Origin of the sequence: Paenibacillus sp. YN15 (assembly GCF_003285005.1) — a bacterium.
In the GTDB taxonomy this organism is placed as follows: Bacteria; Bacillota; Bacilli; order Paenibacillales; family NBRC-103111; genus Paenibacillus_AR.
In genome coordinates, this window is record NZ_QMFA01000087.1 from 1 (window position 1) to 1,766 (window position 1,766).

The window sequence follows — 1,766 nt, forward strand, 5'->3', positions numbered from 1 at the left end:
AACCTGGATTCCCGGGAACTCATAACGAGGATGGTGGATCGATTCCCAAACTGGTATAGATCTCCTTTTGTTTCTCCAGAAGTTCCCCGACACGCAGTTGTTGCCCTGGGGCTTCAAAGCATTCAATGACATCGAGCTTATCCAGAGCACTTTGCAAGGTGTACGTTTTGAACAGGCCGGTATCCTGCATTTGTTTCTTGATGTAAGAAAGATAAATGAGAGCCACAAATTCAACAAACAACTTTCCGTCTAAGCTCTGTTCCGAAGATACCAATGTGCGGCGCATATTGAGCCGTTCCTTTAAGTTGCCAAAGGCTTTCTCCACAACGTCTTTGTTTCGGTATAATTCCAGCGCCGTGTTCGCATCCATCGTTTCATTCGTGACCAAGGCAAAGTAACCATAATACCGTTTAACTTTGGCAACAACCTCTTCATTCACAGTTACCCGCGCTCCCCGTCTGGGTGTGGTTTTGACCTCAAAGTACTTCTTGTAAAGCGGCTCATGCTCAGGAACTCTGCGGCCAGACTCCAGTTCCTGAAGGAACCCGATCAATTTCCGATCAAAGGCTTTTTCATCTTCAGCAGCTTTGTCGATGTTGTAATAATAGTGAATGTACATACGCTTGGGTTCCGTTATTGTATCTCCCTTGTAGGGACGGTGCTCGGTGTAGTTCCACTGCGTTGGCACGGTGTGGCAGTAGAGTTCGTATTTCTCATTGTAGTGTTCATAGGAGCGGAAGCGATCATAGATGCTGTCCAGCTCCTTGCGAATGAAAGACAGAGACATCTTAGCCGAAATCAAAAACTTCAAATGTGCTTTGAAAAGCGCATTGATGTTGGCTTCGCTGTAGAAGCCGCGGTCCATCACCAGCTTCACTTTCGAGAATCCCAGCGTAGCGAGCTCTGAGAGTAAATTCGTGAGGGTCTTGGCATCCGGAATGTTCCCTGCCAGCTTACGGTAATAAAATGGCAGGTGGGAGGTTTCTCCAAACACCAGCGCCAGGTTCAGTTGTGGCAGTGAGTCATCTTCTTTATTTCGGCCGTATTGGACTTGGCGCAATCCTTCGGAATAGCTGGAAATGGATGTGATGTCGTACGCCCAATATTCCTTGTCTACCCGGCGCTTTCCTTGCAAACGGAAAAATTGGCTTTTGGCCTCTTCTGTAACGGAAGCGAAGATTTCGCTGCTGCGTTGGGAGGAGATGTTGTCGCCGTATGGATGCTTATGTAAGTGGCTCCATTTTTCGAAACGATACAGGGGATTCTTATCCTCGAGAATCAGGTAATACACGATGGATAAGATCTGTTGCGCCATCCCTGGGAAGCATTGCTTCAAGTCTTCAGCAATACCCAGTTTTTCTCCAATAGCGTCGAGCAGATAAGTGGCACCATAGAATTTCCTGGCCGTCCGAGTCGAGGGGACCGGCCCTCTTTTTGCAGCGGCGGGAGCTTCTTGTGTCTTCCGGCCCCTGCCGTCAGTGGGAATGATCTCCCCTGTACCCGGATCTACCCGGCCAATAAGGGTGCGCTTGGCTCGGGATTGTTTCTTCTCTTTGTCCCAATACGAAACGGACTCATAGGCGTACGTAATACCGGAACGCTTGTCTTTTTGAAATACGATCGTTGCCATTCCACCCTCACCTCGTTATGTATATTATAACGCATAACGATGTAAAATGAAAGAGAAAACCGGCAAAAAACCAGTATTTATAAGGCTTTTTGTCGGTCTATTTTATTGCCTCGTTATGTTTCCGCGGGAATCCAGG

1 protein-coding gene is annotated in these 1,766 nt (G+C 47.7%); it reads right to left on the bottom strand.

Going from position 1 to position 1,766, the window contains the following annotated elements; translation table 11 throughout:
- Nucleotides 1-19: 19 nt before the first annotated feature.
- Nucleotides 20-1,630, bottom strand: coding sequence for an IS1634 family transposase (locus DQG13_RS30225; RefSeq protein ID WP_113023910.1), 1,611 nt, complete (start codon nt 1,628-1,630; stop codon nt 20-22).
- Nucleotides 1,631-1,766 lie beyond the last annotated feature (136 nt).